The sequence below is a fragment of the Streptomyces sp. V3I7 genome, assembly GCF_030817495.1.
GTDB lineage: Bacteria > Actinomycetota > Actinomycetes > Streptomycetales > Streptomycetaceae > Streptomyces.
On record NZ_JAUSZK010000001.1, the window covers coordinates 6,436,759 to 6,455,391 of the forward strand.

12 protein-coding genes are annotated in these 18,633 nt (G+C 71.4%); 3 read left to right on the plus strand and 9 right to left on the minus strand.

Annotated features, from left to right (window positions below; all coding sequences use genetic code 11):
- Positions 1-33: 33 nt before the first annotated feature.
- The 6 genes from QFZ74_RS29765 to QFZ74_RS29790 form a co-directional block, all read right to left on the minus strand.
- Positions 34-1,281, minus strand: coding sequence for an extracellular solute-binding protein (locus tag QFZ74_RS29765; RefSeq protein WP_307623945.1), 1,248 nt, complete (start codon positions 1,279-1,281; stop codon positions 34-36).
- Positions 1,278-2,279, minus strand: a complete 1,002-nt coding sequence (locus QFZ74_RS29770) for a hypothetical protein (protein ID WP_307623946.1) — start codon at positions 2,277-2,279, stop codon at positions 1,278-1,280. The genes QFZ74_RS29765 and QFZ74_RS29770 overlap by 4 nt, the downstream gene beginning before the upstream one ends.
- A complete protein-coding gene (locus QFZ74_RS29775; RefSeq protein ID WP_307623947.1) occupies positions 2,276-3,769 on the minus strand; it encodes a VWA domain-containing protein in 1,494 nt (497 codons plus the stop codon). Before QFZ74_RS29775 ends, QFZ74_RS29770 begins: the two co-directional genes overlap by 4 nt.
- Positions 3,770-3,822: 53 nt before the next feature.
- Positions 3,823-6,009, minus strand: coding sequence for a tetratricopeptide repeat protein (locus tag QFZ74_RS29780; RefSeq protein ID WP_307623948.1), 2,187 nt, complete (start codon positions 6,007-6,009; stop codon positions 3,823-3,825).
- On the minus strand, positions 6,009-7,814 hold the full coding sequence (locus tag QFZ74_RS29785; RefSeq protein ID WP_307623949.1) for a trypsin-like peptidase domain-containing protein: 1,806 nt from the start codon (positions 7,812-7,814) through the stop codon (positions 6,009-6,011). Before QFZ74_RS29785 ends, QFZ74_RS29780 begins: the two co-directional genes overlap by 1 nt.
- 325 nt (positions 7,815-8,139) lie before the next feature.
- Positions 8,140-9,024: a GNAT family N-acetyltransferase gene (locus tag QFZ74_RS29790; protein WP_307623950.1), complete on the minus strand. Its 885-nt coding sequence runs from the start codon at positions 9,022-9,024 to the stop codon at positions 8,140-8,142.
- A gap of 474 nt (positions 9,025-9,498) precedes the next feature.
- On the opposite strand from QFZ74_RS29790, the gene QFZ74_RS29795 reads away from it, so the two are divergent.
- Positions 9,499-10,011 (plus strand): TauD/TfdA dioxygenase family protein, encoded by a 513-nt coding sequence (locus QFZ74_RS29795; RefSeq protein WP_373462507.1) that lies wholly within the window; start codon positions 9,499-9,501, stop codon positions 10,009-10,011.
- A complete protein-coding gene (locus tag QFZ74_RS30520; RefSeq protein ID WP_373462454.1) occupies positions 9,905-10,195 on the plus strand; it encodes a TauD/TfdA family dioxygenase in 291 nt (96 codons plus the stop codon). The genes QFZ74_RS29795 and QFZ74_RS30520 overlap by 107 nt, the downstream gene beginning before the upstream one ends.
- Before the next feature lie 484 nt (positions 10,196-10,679).
- Here QFZ74_RS30520 and QFZ74_RS29805 read toward each other — a convergent pair whose 3' ends face one another.
- Positions 10,680-11,360, minus strand: coding sequence for a TetR/AcrR family transcriptional regulator (locus QFZ74_RS29805; protein WP_307623951.1), 681 nt, complete (start codon positions 11,358-11,360; stop codon positions 10,680-10,682).
- 592 nt (positions 11,361-11,952) lie between these two features.
- Here QFZ74_RS29805 and QFZ74_RS29810 point away from each other — a divergent pair.
- Positions 11,953-12,771, plus strand: a complete 819-nt coding sequence (locus QFZ74_RS29810; RefSeq protein ID WP_307623952.1) for a hypothetical protein — start codon at positions 11,953-11,955, stop codon at positions 12,769-12,771.
- Positions 12,772-12,938: 167 nt separating this feature from the next.
- On the opposite strand, the gene QFZ74_RS29815 is transcribed toward QFZ74_RS29810, so the two are convergent.
- Entirely contained in the window at positions 12,939-13,304 is a 366-nt protein-coding gene (locus tag QFZ74_RS29815) for a hypothetical protein (RefSeq protein ID WP_307623953.1), read from the minus strand.
- A 77-nt stretch (positions 13,305-13,381) separates the two neighbouring features.
- Positions 13,382-18,613: an NACHT domain-containing protein gene (locus tag QFZ74_RS29820; RefSeq protein ID WP_307623954.1), complete on the minus strand. Its 5,232-nt coding sequence runs from the start codon at positions 18,611-18,613 to the stop codon at positions 13,382-13,384.
- Positions 18,614-18,633 lie beyond the last annotated feature (20 nt).

Below are 18,633 nucleotides of genomic sequence, written 5' to 3' on the forward strand. Positions count from 1 at the left end.
GAATGAGGACCGTCCTTCGCCGGGGCGCCCGGCTCACGAGGGGATGGAGCACAACTTGGCCCGCGGAACGGGGGAGCCGTGCAGTTTCCCCTGGACCACGTCGAGGTTCTTCAGGAGCGTCCCGAGCAGGCCCGGGTCGGCCGAGTAGTCGAGCACGGCCCGGTAGAAGGCGGCGGACACGTCGGCCTCCATGGCGTCGGCGGCACTGAAGCACAGGGTGTAACCCGCCTCGGGGCGCAGCATCTTGGCGATCCCCTGCCGGGCGGCGTCCGTGTACTCGCCCGGTGACACCTGCCCGTTGGGGCTGAGCGCCGAACCGCCCTGCTGCTCCACCCAGAGCCGCTGCGCCGCCGCACCCGCGAGGTACCTGAGCAGCGCCATGGCGCTCTGGTCGTTGTCGTCGGTGAACTTGCCGATGAAGTCGGCGGACACCTCAAGGGCACGCGTGGGCGACGAGGGGACGAAGCGGTAGCGCGCGCCCTCCAGCCCGAGGGCCGAGCGTGCGCCATGGGCCAGGGCGCACTTCGGGGGAGACGCCGTCATGCCGTGCGCCGCCTCTGAAGGACCTTGCGTCGCCGCGGACTTGGTGCTGTCCCGGACCAGGTCGTGCCAGGCGGTCCAGGACTTCCTCACCGCGTCCGACGTCCAGGCGCGGTCCTTCGTCAGCCAGTCCTCGTACGCCCGCGTCCCCCCGGGCCGGGCGAGCAGGAGGTCGGCGATCCAGTCGGCGCCCGGCCAGCCGGACGTCGGTCCGGACTCAAGACCCAGGCACCAGGTCCGGCCCTTGTCGCCGAGGGCAAGGAGCAGGCCGGGGAGGGAGGCGTACGTACGGGGGGTACGGGGCGTCCGCTCGGAGTCGTACCAGACGAGGCTCTTGACGTCGGCCTTGACGGGCAGCGCGTAGACCCCGCCGTTCTCTCCGGTCGCCAGCCCGCGGAAGGGCTGGAGGAAGGCGCGCGTGCTCACGCCCTTGAGCGCCTTCGCGGCGCCCGTCTCGGCGTAGTGCGTGACGGCGGCCGGGCTGGGGAGCACGGCGAGGTCGGGCGGGGCGTCGGCCGACACCGCGGCATCGAGCTGCTGGGTCTGCGCCCGGGTGACCTGCACGTCGACGTCGATGCCGGAGCTGAGCTCGAACTGTCTGAGCACGGTGTAGAACGCCGCGAACTCCTGCCCCGACCACGGCACCATGATCGTCACCCGGCCGTGCCGCGGCCCGCCGCCGCAGCCCGCGACCGCGAGCAGGAGAGCGAGGACCAGCGCCGCGCGCAGCATCCGGATCATGCGCGGCCCCGCGCGTCCGGGAACGTGTACTCGGCGAGACGGGGACGGTAGCCGAGATGGACCAGCGCGCCCGCGGCGCTCAGCAGGATCAGCGCGCAGGCCATGGTCGCCGGGGAACTCGCGGCCGCGTCCCGGGGCAGGTGGTACGTGTCGCTGTGGACCAGCAGGCCGGTCCCGACGGCGACCCCGGTGGTGATCAGCAGCGCGGCGGCGAGACAGGGACTCGGGTAGCGGCGGAAGTGCCGGGCGACGACGTACCCCGTGGCGAGGACCAGACCCAGCAGGACGGCCACCGGGACGAGCAGCAGGGACCAGACGAGCACCGGGTCGAGCCAGCCCGACCCGCGCAGCCGGGTGAGCGCGCTCTGCTGGAGGTCCTCGAGATCGATCAGGGACTCTGTCAGACCGCCCGTGCCCCGGATCGGCCCCTCCTCACCCTCGAAGCCAACTCCACGGGCTCGCTTGGCAGTCAGGGCCGCACGGGCGATGCCCATGCCCGCCTCCTTCGTACGGTCGTAGTCCCGCACCGCCGTGTCCGCGAGCCGTACGCAGGTGGTCAACTGGCCCTGGACGAACTGGAACTCGATGAGCCCCTCCCTGCCCGCCGCGTTCCCCTCGGCCGCCTGGGTCACCCAACTGCTCACGCGAGCGGTCGCGTTGGTGAACCGGCTGCCCGTCCCGATCAACGGCACCTGCCGCGAGGCGACCGCCTCCGCGAGGGCCTGGTCCGCCCGCACCGCCTCCGCACGGGCCTGCTCGACGTCCTCGACGGCCTCGTGCGCACAGCGCGCGGCGGCCACCTGGCGGTCCGCCTCCACGGAGACCAGCAGGTACATGAGCGCCGTCACGAGCACCATCACCACCGTCCCCGCGCGCAGCGCCCGCAGCACCGCCACCGGATGCGCCCCGCGCAGCCGCCGCGCACGCCACCGGGCCGTCGTCGCCGCGGTCGTCCCCGTGGCCGCCGTCGCACGAGTCAGGGAGCCGGGACCGCTCACCGGGATCCCCCCGCGACGGAGCGCCCGCACTTCTCGCAGAACGCGTCGGCCGCGGCGACCGGTCTCCCGCAGTGCGGGCACGGCTGCCGGGCCTGCTCCGCCCCCTCCGGCCCGGGCGCCGTCGACGCGCCGGGGCGGTGCGGGCGCGTCGTACGGGCCGAGAGCACACCGAGGGCCTGCATCTCGCCGCGCGGCACGCCGTCCCGCAGCCGCCATCGCCCGTCGGCCCCCTGGTGTGCCACCGCCCGCAGCGCGCCCAGCCGGCCGGTGTCCCCGAGTTCCTCGGCCCTGCCCAGCGCCCGGCGCAGCGCTCGGTCGGCCCTGTCCCGGTCGTCCGCAGCCCAGGCATCGATGCAGTCGCTGATCGCCTCCCCCAGCTCACGCATGTTCTCCGCATGCGTGAGCCCCGCCGGCGGAGCGATGCCGACGCCGGGTGTGGGGAGGCGCTCCACGGCGATGTGCTGCTCGGGAACACAGGGGGAGTCCGGGGAGTCCCAGGAGTCCGGGACGTCGGGGGAGTCGGAGGAGCCCAGGGCGCCACCCGTCTCGGCGTGCAGCCCGAGGCGCAGCACCCGGGTCTTGGCACCGACGGTGAGCAGATCCGGCGCGTACGCCAGCGACACCTGGTAATGGCGCTCCTGCGCGGACCAGGAACCGAGCGGCACACGCACCCCGCCGCCGTCCTCCCGCTGCACGGCCAGGTCGGCCTCCACGGGATAGGTCTGCCGGACGAAGACCACCCTGAAGCCGGCCCTGGGCCTCAGCCGCAGGTACACGCGCGGCACCACGATGCCCTGCACCCGCCGCATGAGCTGGGTGAAGTCCTCGGTGAGACCGGTGAGTTCGACCACGGCCTCGGCCTCGCCGTGCAACGCCTGGGCGATGCGCAGCACTTCACGGTAGTTCCAGTCCTCGCCGAATCCGCGCGCGTCGCAGACGAAGTGGTCGGCGCACGCCGTCAGCGCGGCGGCGAGTTCCTCGGGCGTCTCGTGCTCGTCGATGCCGTCCGTGTAGAGCACGGCATGGCGTACGGTGCCGCGCGCCGAGGCCGCCTCCGAGGCGACGAAGAGCCGGTCGGCCCGCCGGAGCCAGGAGCCGATCCGTGTCCCGCCGGAGGGGACGACCGCGGCGATACGGGCCTTGGCCGCCTCGCGCACCGCGGCGTCGACCGGCGCCAGCCCGCCGCCCGGCGGATAGATCACCTCGGCCTCGTGGTGACCGGCGACGACACCCAGCAGGGTGCCGTCGCGCACCGCGTCGACCGCAGCCGCCAACGCGCTCTGCGCCGCGGCGAGTTTGCCGCGCGCGGCCATCGACAGGGAGCGGTCCATGATGAGGACCTCGGCGCTCGGCGCCGCGGCAGCCGGTGTCTCGCCGGCGTGTGCCCGGACGGTGACGAGTGCGTCGAGGCGCGTCTCGTCGTACGCCACTTCCCTGGGCGCCTCCGGGAGCAGGGTGAAGGCCAGGCCCAGGCTCTCCGCATCCCCCAACGGAAAACCCCCGGTCGCATCGTCGCGTGTGCCACGTGTATCCGCGCGTAACCTCACGAGGAGCTTAACTGCCGTCGGGACGAATCGGAACGGGACTGACGACTCCGGCCACTTCGCCCCCGCCAGCTCCAACTCAACGGCGGACGCAGCCGGTTGACGAGGTCGACGAGAGCGACGTACTCGCGTTCCCCGGGAGCGTGCGGGGCCAGCGCGCGGACCGTCTCCGACAGTTCGAGCCGGTCCTGGCCGCGCAGGAACGCGGCGTACTGGATCTCCGCCTCCAGCCCCGCACGCCCCGCGTCGTCGACATCGAGCCCGGCCAGGGCCGCTCGCGCCGCCGCCAGATCACCCTCCGCCGCCAGATCACCCTGCGTCGGCACCGCGCCGTGCGGTGGCCCGATGACGGCGGTGCGCAGTCGTACGGCGGCGATGCGGGCCTCGCGCTGGTAGCGGAACTCCTGCGCCAGCCGATCCACCACCTCGGCCGCCGCGTTCCGCCGCCCGGTGTGCAGATGGACACGGGCCATGCCGAAGCCGGCGGCGGCGAGCGCGGGGGCGGTCTCGAACACCGTGCGGTAGTACATCAGGGCGGCGGCGGCGTCACCGGGAGGCGCCGAGGCCGTTGATTCCCGTACAGCATCGGGGAGTTCGGCACACAGCCCGAGCGCGAGGAGCGGAAGCAGCTCGCCGGGCAGCGCTGCGCGGACCACGTTGAAGTGACCGGCGGCGGCCGGTACGCGACTGCCGAGCAGGGCGACCAGACCCGAGTACCAGGCATGCAGCCAATGCCACTGCGGCAGCCCCGTTCCCGCGAGGGCATGCCGAGCACCCTCCGCATCGCCGTCGCGTACGGCCTGCCGACAGGCGGCGAGGGCACCTTGGGTCGCGGCGGGGAGTCCGGGATCGTCGGGGTCGGTCACGGGCGTGGGCAGCGCGGACGCGATCTCCGGGGGCCGCGGGCAGGAGAACGGGGCGGCGAGGACGGGCGATCCGGCCGTGTCCGTACGGGCATCGGTCCAGTCGCTGAGCGGCCGCAGCGAGCCGAGCCCGCCGTGCAGCGGCTCGCGCATCGGCCCGAACAGAGCGGAGGGGCGGGTGACTTGACGCCCGGTGGGCGACACGGCCACCACCTGCCGTACGACACCACTGAGTTGCTCCGCGAACTGCCGCGCCGACACGAACCGCCGCCCGGGTACCTCACGGTCCGTGGCCCGCTCCAGCAGGAGCACGAGCGCGCGCACCCCGGGCGCCGACAGGTCCCGTACATGGGCGGCGCACACCTCCTGCAACGTCCTGCCGACGGTGAACAGGTCGAACCCGGGGGAGGGTTCACTCCGCTCCGGATCGTTCGGGGGCGGCGCGTAGAACTCCGTGTACGCCTGGAGCGGCCGCCTGTCCCGCAGCCTGCGCACGGCACCGAAGTCGATCACCCGCACCCGGTCCAGCGCGGTGCCGCCCCGCTCGTCCGCGAAACGGATGATGTTGAGCGGCTTGACGTCGCAGTGCAGCAGCTCGCGGTCGTGAAGGTACTCCAGCGCCTGGAGGATGCGGATGCCGTGCGCCAGCAGGGTCTCCAGACGGTCGTCACGATGCGCGGTGAAGGGGGCGCCCGGCACGTACTCCAGGGCGAGGTACCGCCCCTCCTTCGCGTAGTCGAGGATGCGCACGATCGCGTCGTGCCGGAGACTGACGAGCGCCTCCCGCTCCTCCTCGGCCGTCTCGGCCACGGAGGCCGCCAACTCCTTGATGACCACAGGGGCCTTGAGATTGCGGTCCCAGGCGAGGTACGCCGCCCCGTACGCCCCGGAGCCGAGCAGCAGCCGAAGCTCGTACCGATCGCCGACGACACGGCCCCACACATCGGTGAAGTCGAAGGCCGTACCGCATCTACCGCAGTAGCCGCGGGTGAGCCCCGGCTCCCCGTCACGCGCGCGCCCGACGGGTAGTTGGCAGGCCGGGTTGGGACAGTACCGGTGCTCCTCCGCGACGGGACCGGGGGACCGGGCGGCCGGGAGGGAGGGAAGCGGACGGTCAGGAACGAGCCCGAGTCCGTACCAGGGATCGGGCCGTACGGGCGCCACCCCGACGGCGCCCTGCGGCAGGGCCCGCGGGCCCTGCGCGGACGACGGGGAGCTGCCCCCGTCCGCCCCGTCCCGGGGGAGCGGCTCGCGGTCGCAGACGGAGCAGAAGCCCTCGTCGTCGACGTCGCCCTGACCGCAGTCGTCGCGATTGCACCGCATCACGCGTTCTCCTCCCACTGGTTCGGCTCCGGTGGCCGGTCGTGCGGGTCCTGCCGCTCCTCCTCCCGCGCGTCCTCAGCGATACGGCGGTCGACCTCCCGTACGTAGTCTTCGACGGCCCGCCGCGCCGCGGCGAGGTCGACGGGCTCGTGCCGCAGCGCCTCGGCGGCGGGGCCGTGCAGGGCGCCGAGCGAGGGGTCCTCGGCGCCGAATCGGTCGGCGGCGCGTACCCGGTGCAGCTCCAGCGTCCGCACCAGGTCGCGCCACGCCTCCGTCATGCGCAGCGACGTCCGTACGTACCCCTCGGCAGCCTTGCGTGCACGCTCGGCGAACGCGCACGCGGCGGCGAGCTCGGTGTTGGGCCCGGTCTGCCGGGCGAAGGCGAGGCGGACCCGTACCCGGGGCGCGGCGGGCGCGGGAAGCCGCGGCGCGGCGAAGAACTTCACCCCCCACTCCAGATGCTGCCGAAGCGCCTCGTCCTCCGCCGCGCAGAGGGCGTCCAGAGCTTGCAGCGCCTGCTCGGCGGAGGCGATGCCGGGTCCGGCGGTGGGTAGCGGTAGCGGTTCGGGGTCGAGGAACACGTCGTAGGGCAGCTGTTCGGGCGGCCGCCCCGCGAAGCCGAGCACGAGCCGCAGCCCGCGCGAGCGGGCCCGCCGGGCGAGAGGCCCGAGCAAGTCCTGTACCAGCACCGCGGAGTCCACGGCCCGGTCGACCCCGCCCACCACGATGCAGGGCGGCGGCCGCCGTCTGGCCAACTGCATGGCCAGGTCGCCGTCGGCGGCGAGCCCGAAGCGCTCGGTCAGATATGTACGTACGTCGGCGAGGGACTTCCCGGCCGCGTCGTAGGCGGCGTCGATGGTGCCCGGGGCGAGGGCGGTGTCCTCGCGTACGGTGGCGTGGGCGTGGGCGTGGGCGTGGGCGTCGGTGCCGGCGTCGTTCGAGGCCGTGGCGCGCGCGGTGGGATCGGCCGTGCGCACCAGCCGTACCAGCCACGAGGCACCCGCCGAGGTCCTGGTCCCGGTGCCGACCACGACGGTGCCCGTCCACCCGCTCTGCAGAAGCCGCGTGAGCTCTTGCGTCAGCGCGAGCCGCAGCGGGTCGCCCAGCACCTCACCATCGGCCGGACTGTCGGCGGGATCGAAGGCGTTGGTGCGCGACCCGGCGGCGTACGCCTCCAGCCGGGGCAGGTAGCCGGTGATCGTCTCGGTCGGCAGCATCCAGGCGCCCTCGACGTCGTCGTCCCTGTGGTTCGCCACGACGATCCCGATCAGGCACTCGGCGAACTCGTCGCCCTGCGCCACCACCCCGGCGCCCGAGTAACCCGGCACGATCCACTGCGCCCGTCCCAACGGCCGGATCAGCTGCCCGAGTTCGCCCCGGTAGCCTCCCGAACCGGTCAACTCGGCCAGCGCCCACATGCCGTCCCGCGCACTCCCCTTGAACCCGTATGCACGCACATGCCCACCGGACAGCGGCACCCGCCACAACGACACACGCTCAGCACACGCCACCGGCTCCTGCAGCTCCAGCAACGTCACATCACCCGGCGGCACCCGGTTCCGCGGCAGGACGCCCTCCTGAACGACCCAGGTCCCGGGAACGACCCGCGCCGTACGGCTCCACTCCGGCGTACAAGCCACACTCCGGATCCGCAACGGGACGTCACGGCCCCCGGCCCCGACGACGACATGCGCGCAGGTGAGCACATGCGCCTCGTCGAGCAGCACCCCGGCTCCGTGAGGCTCACCGCGCGTGTCGTCCACTCTTACGCGCCACGGGTGCTCTCTGTGTCTGTGATCCCCCATGTACCCACGGTAGTACTGGAGTTGTGCGAGGGCGTGGGGTGTGCCGGAAGGTGTGCACTGGAGTTGTGCGACAGCGTCCAGTGAGCCGCAAGGTCTGCGGGGCGAGTTGGCACAGCCGCCGGGGTGCAGCCGCCGGTGTCGCACGGCTTCCCGCCGCAGGCGCCGCGTGTTCCGCGGCGGTCGGGGGCGGGTCGGCTCTGCCACACGACCTACAGGGCGAGCAGAGTGGCCGGCTTTGAGCTGGCGCGGACGGAGGGGACCAAACCCCCGGCCCAGGTGATGACCCCGTCCGCTCCCGTCCGTCCGGCGTTCTCCGTCGTCATCCTCAACTGACTTCCGGTGATGCGGCGCACGAGAAGTCGTACGCCGCCCAGTCGGTGAGCGTGCGATAGCCGAGGCGCTGGTAGAGGGCGTTGCTGGTGGGGTTGGACAGGTCCGCGAACAGGACGACGTCCCTCGCGCCCGCGGCCAGCGCCGCCCGGCTGACCTCCGCCGCCACGGCGCCCGCGTAGCCACGCCCGCGCAGGTGAGCGGGGGTGTAGACGATGTCCACCTGGATCTGGCCGCCGATCAGCGGGTTCATACCCGCGATGGAGACGGGCACTCCGTCCGGGGTCTCCCAGAGCGTGTAGCGCTTGTCGGCGTAGCGGGTGCCGACCCACGTGTCGGCGTCGATGGTTACGTCCTCCTCGACGGCCTTGGCGAACTCGCCGCACCAGAACATGACTTGTTCAAGGTCCTGCTCGCCCAGGACACGGCCGCGGCCAGCCGGCATCGGGTCCGGCGGGGTGAGGGTGCCGAGGCGATATAGACGCAGCCGCGTGTCGCGGGGTTCCGGCGTCACGCCGGTGTGCCGCTGCCAGGCTTCGGCGAAGGCGGTGGCCGAGTCGTGGTCCGCGCTGACGGAGGGAACGGGGTGCCCGAGGGCGGCCAGGCGGGCGGCGAGGGAGTCGGCCTGCTCGGGCGTGAGCGGGGAGAGGCCGACACCACGGCGCGGGAGGCGGTAGAAGGTGGCGTGGACCTCGCCTGCCCGCTCCAGCACGCCGAAGAGGGGGGCTTCGGTGCCGAACGCCCCCGCCTCACGCACCCGCACTCTCTCGGCCCAGGTCAGCTGCATGACGTGCGGCCCGGGCCGCGAGCGCAGGAAGTCGCCGGCCCGGGCGAGAAAGTCGTCGACGTCTTCGGTGAGGTGCCAGTCATCTGATCGCATGCTTCATGCTTCCCTGTGCTGGAAAGTGCCCAACGGTTTTCCGCCAGGGGGAGGAGACAGACGGAGCAGGGATGGGCCTCAGAACAGGTCGGACTCGGTGCAACCGCGGGATTCGCCGAGGCAGAAGGCAGGAGCTTGCCGATCGACGCGGTTGAGCGCGCCAGGCCACCGGCCGAACGTCGCGACCGGGAGGGTGGCCGAGAAAGGAAGGAGCGCGCCGTGCAAGGAAGTTGGTCGAAACACATAGGCTGGAACTGATCCTGGCCCTTGACCGGCTGCCCCTGCCAACTCGACCGCCCCGAAGACGGCGCAACCTCCCTCACTCTCACCGCCGTACGGTCATTCTTCTCGGGCTGCGCCCAGGTCAGCGGCAACGGCAGCCTGCCCCACTTTCTCCACCGGGTGATCGGAATGCCTCGGAAGGCAGGACGCGGGTGTTGAGGACTTGACCAAGGGTGGGACCGGCACCCCGTGATGGTGCTCTTCTTTCGCGGCCAGCGCCTCAGCAGCGGGCGGCAGCGTGAATTCTCCCGTGTCTGGGGTGAGTTGGAGACGAACCCCTCCTGGAGCCTGGTGGCGGGATGGGTGGTGGGGTTCGGTAGGAGGGTCGTGTCGGTGTCCGGTTTCGAGATTGTGTGGCATGTGGTTGTTGCTTTCCGTGAGCGGCGGCCCGGGATGGGTGTCGTGCTTCGGCTGGGTGTGGTTCCGTCGTTCGGCGGGGATACTCTGTGGGCTGACATGGCCGCTGCCTGCGACAACCTGCCGGACGGGGTGAGAGCGCGCGTCGACGGGGTTGTGGTGGAGCACGTTTTCGTGCCTGGCTTCCGGTGCTTGTTCGGGGTGCGGCGGCTTGCCCGTCGGCAGGACGTGTTCCCCGCTGGTGGCTCATCCTGTCGTACGGCGGTATCCGGAGACCGGACGGCGGGTGTTGTTTGTGGACACGTCGTTCACTACTTGGATCCTCGGGTTCGAACGGGCCGGGAGTGACCGGTGGTTGTGCCTGTTGTTCCAGCGGGCGTATGTGCCGGAGTTCGAGGTGCGGTTTTGCTGGCAGGCCGGGGACATCGCGTTCTGGGACAACCGGGCCACGCAGGCCTACGTGGTGGCCGACTACGGTGACGCGCGCGGGGTCGTCGAGCGTGTCGCGATCGCGGGGGGCCGGCCGTACTGATCCGCCCCCTGGCCCGTTAGGTCGGCCGGCGTTGTCGACGAGGACGAGATGCCAGGCTGCTGCCGTATGTGCCGCGACGTGTTTTGGATGCCAGCGTCCTGTGTGCGGTCAACGCGTTCACGGTGACGTCGGCCGGTGACGCAGGGGCTCGGGGGCGTGCCCCGTATTCCGCCGGGCCTGCGCATTCGCCTGCTGGTCAGGCCACCGGTGCGATTGGGCGTCCTGCCCACTGCGGTGCCGGTTCCACCAGGGGGGTGAACCGGTCACGGACGTCACCAGGGAACTCCGTTGCCCGGCCGGCCTGTCGGTCGACGCACCCTTCCCTCTGGCGTTCGAGGAGCGGGGGCGGGGTCGGATCTCCGTGCCTTTCGCACCGTGGGGGCGAGTCGCTTGTTCGTGGGTTCGGGTTCGTCGTAACCGGTCGCGATGACAAGGCGGAGCCGCTCCTGGGTCCGGCAGGGGACCCGGGCCCCCTGCCGGACCTCTACGGGGTCACCAGGAGCGCGGACCTGATGTGTGCCTCCAGTGCCGCGTGCATGGCATCCGCGCCATCGGCGCCGGTGGCGCCTGACGCCAGCACCTGTGTGGCCAGGCCGTCGATCAGGGCGGTCGGCGTCAGCGCCGCCGCCTCGGGATCGATCGTCGCGCGGAACACACCCTCTGCGACGCCTCTTTTGATGACGTCGGCGACGGTCTCGCGCCACTGCCGGTAGTACTCGGTGTGCAGCCGGCCCACCGCGGTGGAGCGTGCGGCCTCGGCCCACACCTCGAGCCGGACCGCCCACTGGCGGCGCTGCTGCTCGGTGCGCGGTGTCTGCAGGGCGATGAGCTGACGCAGCTCCGCGGCCGCGTCGTCCGCCTCGGCGAGCCGGGCGGCGCGGTGCGCGGTGTCCTCGTCCATGCACCAGCGCACCGCCGCCTCCAGGAGGTCGGCGCGGCCGGGGAAGTGGTGGTGGATCGCGGCGGTGCTGGTGGCGCAGGCGCGCGCGATGTCCGCGACCGGCACCGGGTGGAAACCGTGCTCGGCGACAAGCCGGACCGTCTCGCGGACGATCTGCAGCGGCCGCCTGCCCTCGACCGGCGCGGCGGGGGTCGCCCGCCGGGCGCCCAGCGCCCGCGGCGCGCGTACCGCGCTGCAGGCGTGTGTGATTCCCGAGGTGGTCATGACGGTGTGAGTTCCCGGCTTTGTGCTGTGTCTGAGGGGGTGTTGAGCTGGGGAGTCGGGGCAGATCTGGATTCTCATGAGGTGTTGGTGTGCTGATCTGACCAGCTTGAACTGCGGAGTGTTGACCTCTGGTTAGAGGTGCATGAGTCTGTGACCTGCTGATACGTGGTAGATCTGGAATGTCGCGGATACCTCGGGAACTCCTGTGAATGTGGCGGCGTTTGCGCAGGTCAGGGAGCTGATGGAGTGCAGGGGTGGTTTGCTACTTCGTGGGCGGCCGTCCTGAGAGGCGGCAGGCGTCTCGCACTGTCGGGGCGTTTTCGATCATGGCTCGCGACCGGGCCGTGAGTCCCCGTCCGGTCAGTGGTGCGGTCCCGAAGAGCGCTGAGCACGGCCCCGGTGGTGGCAGAGCTCATCCTCGTGCCGCCGCACGATCCGGTGGACCCCACAGGACCAACCGGCCCCCCGTCCGTGACTCGTGGACGGGGCCCTTCGCGTGCGCGGCGGGGCTCATGGCCGGTTGGAAAAGCGGCGGTGGCGGGACGTCCAGCCCGGCAGAATCGGGTGATCGACACGTCCCTTTGGGGGAGCTATGCAGGAACTTCGCTTCGACGACGACATCCGGTTCACCGCAACGGTCAGCAGCGATCAGACGTGGCTGAAGCGTGCGCTGGGAGCCCACGAGCTGAGCGTCCAACTCGCCCTTGGAGTGTCGCCCTTCACCGAGGCTGGGAAGATCCTCGCCCTGGAGACGGACCTGTTCGGCTTCGACACGACAGGGCAGCGCCACCGGCTCGCCCGGACCACGGCGAACCTGGCGTACACTCCGAAGATCACCGTCCACCGTGTGAACCTGTCCTTCCCGCTGACGTCACTGCAGGTCCATGCGATCGAGGAAGGCCGCACCGGCGACGTACGGTTTGAGATCGACCTCAACGCGACGCTGCCGCAGGCGCCCGGCTACCCGGGGAGCGCCCAGGACACGGCGCACATCACCATCGCCAAGAGCCGGTGGGAACAGCAGCTCGCGCAGCTGGGGCCGTCCGCGGCGTTCGAGATGGCCGTGCCGTATCCGCTCGGCGACCCGGAGAGGGACGAGGTCGGCCGGACCCTGCGAGAAGCGCAGCGTCTGCTGACCATGGGTGAGATCCCCGCGTCCATCCTGCAGATCAGGCGGGCACTTGAGTGGGTCCGGGAGAACGCGGGATGGGACAACCCCGGCAGGAAGGTCCCCAGCCAGTGCAGCCAGACCGAGCGGTGGTGGCGGATCCTGGACGCCCTGTACGGCCAGACGTGCGGCGCTCTGCACAATGACGCGGTCACCAGGGACTTCGCATACGACCGGGCCGAGGCCGAGACGCTCTTGGCGATGACCGCCGCACTACTGCGGAACGTACGCACCGCTGCGTGATGTGAAGGCGTCATTCCCGGCGGTGGAGCCCGTTGTCGTGATGCCGGCACGTTACGCTCGCCGTCTGGCGCGACGGGCCGCACGGCGGCGCCACGCTTCTGGGCCCGAACGGCGTCAGCCGCCGCATCCACGCCCGTATCGGTGGTCGTCTGGGGGCGCTGGATCACTCACCCGGCGCCGGACGCCCAGCGCTCAAGCTCTGGGAAGGCGGTCTCCCACGCGTCGCGGACGTGCCTGCTGATCATGGTCCTCATCGTGGGCCATAGCGCGAGCAGGAGATCGCGGTTCAGGAAGCAGGTGATGTCCTCGCGCTGCCCTTCGGCGAGCACGGAGCGGTAGAGGCTCATGCGCTGGCGGGGCCGGTCGAGGTCGTAGGTGCGCAGCCCTGACCAGGCGATGTGGAGCGGCAGATCGACGAGGCCGTGCTCTGGTCCGGCGAGGGCCTCCAACGTGTCGGGAAGGCGTCCCGCATACCGCTCGTACAGCACCGCGGCGACGGGCGGCCTGGCACCAGGGCGCGGCTGCTGAACCATGGTCCCAGTATTCCGCGTGGGCCAGCAGAGAAGTGAGTCAGGACCGTCGGGAGCTGCTGCTGGGGCCGCATGACGTGTCATCGCCCTGTTCCTGACTGCAGCATGCGCAGCAGGAGAGCGGGGACGGAGATGTCTGTGGCGGTGACGAAGTCGTGCACGGCATCGGGCAGCTGAAGGCCTTGCCGGTGGAGCCGCTGGCGCAGGTTGTCCGCGACGTCCGGGGACAGGGTGGTGGCCGCGCTCCGGAGAGAGGCGAGCTGCGCGGCCTGGGCATCGGAGGTGTCCGCACTGGTGATGGCGGCGTCGGCCTGAGCGCGAGCTTCGGGATCACGTTCCAGGCGGCGGATGACGGCCTGGGCGAACGGCGGGTCGACGTCCTTGGTGAAGTGACTGCAGATCCATGCGCTGTCGTGGGCTACCTGGTCCACGAAGCCGGCAGTCTCGACGGCTGCGTAGGCCAGCGGGTAATACACCGACACGTCCACCTCGACGTGTCCGTGCAGGTCGCGCTCGCGTTGGAGGGCCTCCCAGGCGCCGGCGACGGCTGTGTCGTCGGGGAACCCGGCGGCCAGGGCGAGGAACGCACCCGAGGCGGGGAGCGGGTAACCGCCGCGTCCTGGGCCCAGTTCGGTGTGCAGTGCGCGTTGCACGCTCGCCGGGTCGAGGCCGAGGACCAGGGGGTCGGCCAGGAGCAGGGGTGCGACGTCCCGGCTTCCGGTGTCGCTCGGCCGGAGGTTGTCGATCAGGGTTCGCAGCAGGTGCGGCTCGCCGCGGTGAGTGTGGGCGTACCAGGCGAGCACGGTGTCGTGGGTGAGGAGGTCGGGTTGCTGGTCGACGGCCGCGGTGAGTTCTTGCGCGAGCTGGGGGTGGCGGTCGGCGACCAGCGCAAGATACTCCCAGGCCGTGTCCGTGGCGGGGGAGAGCATGTCGCCGGTGAGGCGTGTGAGGAGGGTGTCGCCGAAGTGGGCGCATAGAGCGGGCCAGTGGTCGGCGATCTCGCCGAGCACGAGCAGGTCGAGGTCGGTGCTGATGAATTCACCCAGGGGCAGCCGGATGGGGCGGCCGTCGTGTTCGACGAGGTCGTCCAGCAGGCCGAGTTGGCCGGTCAGCAGGATGCCCACCCATGCGGCACGCCGCCGTGCCCAGTTGTTGTGGCCGAGGCCTGAGGCGGTGTCGCGGAGTACGGACTGGGCCTGCTGCCATTCCAGTTCGGGAAGCGCGCCGCGGTCGTGGTCGCGCAGCAGGTGGGTGTGGAACACGGCGGAGGCGGCGGGGCGGATGAGGTCGTGGGGCTCGTTTGGCCACTGAGCGGTCAGCTGCCGGATGAGGCTGCTGTCGCCGGGATGGTCGCGTAGCAGGGTGCACAGGTGCAGGCGGGCGGCGGTGGGCAGGACCGGGTGGGCGGCTCGCACCCGGTCGAGGACGGGCTCGAGGGCGGAGGGCTCGCTGCCGTAGCCGGCCAGAAGCGATCCAAGTGGGGCCTGCGGTCTGCGCAGCATGCTGGCCGCGCGGTCGCGGGCCGAAGCGGTTGCGGGCAGGGCGGCGATGACCGCGGCTTCGGCAGTGAACTCGTATTCGTTGGCGGGTTCTTGCACCGCCTCCAGGCACACTCGGGCGATCTGCTCGGCCACCGGCCCCGAGGTCAGGGACTGGTGCTGGCAGCTCTCCAGCAGCGCATGGATGACGATTTCCTTGCGGAAGCGGCTGTCTTGTGCCGGTGCTGGTATGGCAAGGAGGGCGAGCAGCCGCTCCCGGGCCTGCTCGGCGCCCAGGACTCGCACGGCCGCGTTGGCCACCCGTGATGCCCGGCCTGCCTCGCCGTTCAGCACCGCGCACAGCGCCTGCTGCACCTCGGCGTCGTGGGCCCAGTGCTCGGCCAGGGCATCGGCGGCCCAGTGCGGGACCTCGCTGTCGTGCAACTCCTTCAGCAGCACGGACCGCAGCACCGGGCCCTGGTCCAGGGCAACGAGGGAGGGGAGCTCGAAGTCGAGGAAGGCCCGTGGATCCTGTTGCAGGAGTTCCTCGGCCGCGGCGGCCACGACCGTATGGCCAGGGTAGGCGCGGGCCAGCGCCCCGATGCCAAGGAACCGGATCTGGTGCGGGTCGTTCACCAGCGTGGTGCAGATGTAGTCGATGACGGTCGCATCCTGGGACCAGGCCAGCAGCAGCACACTCCAGGCCACAGCTCGGTCGCCCTGTTCGGGGCGCTGGCCGGACACGATGGACAGGCAGGTGTCGCGCACCTGTTCGGCCTCGCCGGGAGCTTCACGCAGGGCGGCCGCGATCGTGTCGGCGAGCACAGGCTTCCACACGTCGTCGGTGAAATCCTCGGTGTCGAGTCGGCTGACCAGCCAGGCGCGCTCTTCGGCCGTCACGGCCTTCGGCTGCGGGCCGCCGGCCTTGCGGCCGGTGGTGTGCTGCCCAGGCAGTACGCCCAGGACGGCGGCCAGGGCCGTCAGCCGCAGCCCCAGCACCTGCTGCTGCCGGGCAGCTGCAGCCGCGGCCGTGACCCGGTCATCATCGGGCCAGCCCAGCAGCAGACCGTGCAGGGTCACGGCTGCGTGATCGGCACTGGCTGCGTGGCGCAGCGCCGTCAGCATCGCCTCAACTACGTGCTCCTGCCCGTCCCCCGTCCCGTAGCGGGCGGCGAGCGCGCGGGCGGCCGCCCAGGCCACGTGCACGTCCTCTGACCTCAACGCGGCCACCAGCAGTGGCCAGACGGGCTTGGCCAGCTGCCGGTCGTCGGCCACCTGCCCGAGCCGGTAAAACACCTGCCACGGCAGCGGCTGACCGGCCGCAACCCAGCGTGACAGGTACGGCACCAGATCACCGCTCACTGATGGATCGTCCAGCCCGGCCACACACGCCGACAGCAGCCGCTGTCGGTGCCCGACGAGGGGGTGGCTGTCGACCGCTTCCAGGATCGTGGCGGCGTGACGCCGAGCCTGGGGGAGAGGCAGCCGGATCCCGCCGAACACGACCTGTGCCACCAGCTCGCGCACTGCCAGTGCTTCCGGTTCCGGCCCGTCGGCCTGCTCGGCGAGTTCCTTAAGCAGCAGGCTGGTCTCCTCGGCGCGCTGCAGCTGCCACAGGATGGCCAACAGCACCTCATGCCAGCGTGGGTCCTGGGCGTGCTGGGCGAACAGGCGGCGCAGTTCGTCGAAGGACAGCTGCTGTGCGGCCTGTTCGGCGGCCAGCTGTTCCAGCAGGACCCGGTGCAGGAAGCCGATCTCGCGCGGGCCTTGGCGGACCAGCACGCCGAGCTGCCCCTCGGCGATGTCGACAAACCCTCGCGCCTGCGCGGCGGCTCCCGAGGCATCCAGCGCGAGGTGTCGTGGATCGCGAAGCGCGTCGATGATGTCCGCGCGGACTGTCTGTTCGGGCACGGCCTGGACATCGCCGCGCTGCTGGTGGGCCAGCGCAACGTGGGCCAGGACCTGACGGATGTCGTCCGGGTGCAGTGCGGTGTGCTCCGCGGTAATGCCGGCCGCCGTCTCACGCCGGGCGGGATGTTCCCCCAGCAGATGATCAATGGCGCCCGCGTACACCTCGAACCGCCTGTGCGGCAGGGCAGTCCCGGCCAGGCGCATGCCGGTGAGCAGGAGCAGGAAGAGCGGAATCCGGGCCAGCTGGCGAAGGTCCCGGACGCCGGACAGTTCCTTCACGAACGCCTCGGCCTGCGGGCCGCCGTCCGTCTCAGCGGCGCCGAGCCAGTGAGCCACCAACTCCCGCTGCTGGCGCGACGTGAGCGGGGCCAGCGAGGCGTACTGCCACACTCCCGTCGGCTGCAGCCGCGACAGGCCGTAGGGGCGGGTGGCGGCCACCGCGGGCAGCTGGCGTTGGTCCAGGAAAGTCTCCAGTGCGGTGAGAGCCCTGCGCGCAGCACTCTCGCTCACCCATTCGTCCAGGCCGTCGATGACCAGCAGCAGCCGGTCATCGGCCAGTGCCTTCTCCACCAGCGGCCACAGATGCCCGACGTCGTACTGCTCCAGCCAGGCCCACAGCGTCGCCGCCAGCGAGGCCTCGGCGCCGTCGTAGCGGGCCAGCCGGCGGGTGAAGAACGGGAAGGGAACCCACAGGGGCAGCCGGCCGCCGAACCGTTCGGTCCAGCGCGGCAGGGCAGGGGAGTCGGCGAACAGGTCCAACAGCGCGAAACGCAGAAGACTGCTCTTGCCCGAGCCTGCTTCCCCGATCAGGACATGGCGTCGGGCCCCGGCCAGCCAGGCGTCCGCGCTGGTGCGGATCCCGGTGGCCTCCCCGGTCACTGCCGGGGACGCGGTGCTGACGGCCACTATCTGCTCCCCGACCTCGGAGCCATGCACGCTGAGCGCCTTCCCCAGCTCGTCGGGATGGTGGCCGAAGGCGGACGCTCGCGCCTTGCGGTACCAGGCCGTGGGGGACATGCCGGGGGAGAGCGCGTCTGGTGGTGACAGATGGGCAGGCCAGCGGCCCAGTCGGTGCAGCGGGAGCACGTCGGGAAGGACGAATCGCTGCCGCAGATCCGGCTGGGCCTGGGCGTGCTGCAGGGCGATTGCGCCGGAGTCGGTGTGGGCGAAGAAGGTGGCGTAGAAGGAACCGAGCTGTGCACGCAGATCGGCGACCTGCACGGCATCGAGCCGGGTCGCCAAAGCGGTCACCTGCTCGGGCCCGAACAGTTCCTCCACCCATGCGCGGCCGAAGAAGTCGTGGACGACTTGCGGGCGTTGCTTCAGCCAGGCCGACAGATACTCCGCATCCCACACCTCGAAGGTGATGCCCGCACGCGCCAGCCGTTTACGCTGCGTCACCACCTCGTCGGCGGTCTTTTGCGGGACGGCCGACAGACTGGTGGCGTAGACGAAGACCCGGCTGACCGCAGCCCACGTGCCGTCCAGGAAGTCAGTGACGGCCTCCTTGAGCTGCCTGGCGGTCAGCGACTTCACCCGCCGCGACTGCAGACTCAGGTAGACGCGCTCGGGATCAGAGCCGTTCTCCGCGGAGGCGTCAGGCAGACGGACATACAGATCGATGCCCTGCTGCTCCTGGCCCCGAGTGCCGTACAGGCTTCCCTGCGCCTGGGCGTCGTAGGCGCTCAAGCGCCCGGTGACACTGTCGCCCCCGGCGTGATCGGCGGAGTCCTCGACCGTCCCGCGCTCCACCGCCCGCTTCAGGCACAGCCGCTCGAAGTTCTCCCACGCCAGATGCTCCAGCGGCAGGAGCTGCTCGCTCGTATGGACGGGCAGCGGAACCGTCTGCGGCGATACCAGCGTGTGCAGCCGGGCCGGCGCCTTGGTGTACTGGGACGGGCTCATCGAGAGTGTGTGCCGCATGCACCCCATCATCAATCACA

Bases quoted from the DNA above. Each gene is read 5' to 3' on its own strand.
- QFZ74_RS29765 (WP_307623945.1), bottom strand. From the start codon at position 1,281: ATGATCCGGATGCTGCGCGCGGCGCTGGTCCTCGCTCTCCTGCTCGCG.
- QFZ74_RS29780 (WP_307623948.1), bottom strand. From the start codon at position 6,009: ATGCGGTGCAATCGCGACGACTGCGGTCAGGGCGACGTCGACGACGAG.
- QFZ74_RS29785 (WP_307623949.1), bottom strand. From the start codon at position 7,814: ATGGGGGATCACAGACACAGAGAGCACCCGTGGCGCGTAAGAGTGGAC.
- QFZ74_RS29790 (WP_307623950.1), bottom strand. From the start codon at position 9,024: ATGCGATCAGATGACTGGCACCTCACCGAAGACGTCGACGACTTTCTC.
- QFZ74_RS29795 (WP_373462507.1), top strand. From the start codon at position 9,499: ATGGTGCTCTTCTTTCGCGGCCAGCGCCTCAGCAGCGGGCGGCAGCGT.
- QFZ74_RS29805 (WP_307623951.1), bottom strand. From the start codon at position 11,360: ATGACCACCTCGGGAATCACACACGCCTGCAGCGCGGTACGCGCGCCG.
- QFZ74_RS29810 (WP_307623952.1), top strand. From the start codon at position 11,953: ATGCAGGAACTTCGCTTCGACGACGACATCCGGTTCACCGCAACGGTC.
- QFZ74_RS29815 (WP_307623953.1), bottom strand. From the start codon at position 13,304: ATGGTTCAGCAGCCGCGCCCTGGTGCCAGGCCGCCCGTCGCCGCGGTG.
- QFZ74_RS29820 (WP_307623954.1), bottom strand. From the start codon at position 18,613: ATGCGGCACACACTCTCGATGAGCCCGTCCCAGTACACCAAGGCGCCG.